This window comes from Streptomyces nanshensis (assembly GCF_001751255.1).
GTDB classification, from domain to species: Bacteria; Actinomycetota; Actinomycetes; order Streptomycetales; family Streptomycetaceae; genus Streptomyces; species Streptomyces nanshensis_A.
This window is the reverse complement of the sequence record NZ_LJGW01000473.1, coordinates 1-574: the sequence shown is the minus strand read 5'-3', so window position 1 is coordinate 574 and position 574 is coordinate 1. Positions and strand designations below refer to the sequence as shown.

The following is a 574-nucleotide window of genomic DNA, read 5'->3' as shown; positions in this document are numbered from 1 at the left end:
CGCGCCCGCGCCCGGCACGGACGCGGCGTCGCGGCCGTCCGCGCGCGAGGCGCGGTCCCGCTCGGCGCGCTCGGAGGGGGAGAGTTCGCGCAGGACGGCGCGTGCCTCGCGGAGCTTCTTCAGTACGGCCTTCTTGTGGTGCTTGCGCGCGGCCCGCTCCCGTTCCAGGTGCGCGAGCTTGGCGTCCGCCTCGGCACGCTGCTGCCGCAGGGCGCGCTCGGCGCTGTTGAGCCGGCGCAGCTTCGCCTCCTGACGGCTGCCGATGCGGTCGAGGGTGGCGGCCTTGTCGAGATAGCCGTCCGCGTCCTCGGTGAGCATCAGGGCCACGGAGGGATCGATGCCGCCCGAGCGGTACTGCGCGCCGGCGACCGAAGCGAGCGCGGAGCGGAGGCGGTTGACGCGCTCCTGCTTCCGCGCGGCGTTCTCCTGCGCGTACTCGACCTGGCGTTGCAGCTCGCGTGCGCTCTCGGCCGCCGCGTTGTACTTCTCGGTGGCGGCCTCGGCCTGCGCATAGAGCCGGTCGACGCGGGCGCCGGCCGAGCGCTCCGCGCCGGCGCCGGGATCCGCGGGGCGG

Annotated in this window: 1 protein-coding gene; it reads right to left on the bottom strand. The window is 76.0% G+C overall.

Annotated features, from left to right (window positions below; translation table 11 throughout):
- Positions 1-574 (bottom strand): coiled-coil domain-containing protein (locus tag AN218_RS37160; RefSeq protein WP_420856029.1); only part of this gene is annotated, 574 nt, incomplete at both ends.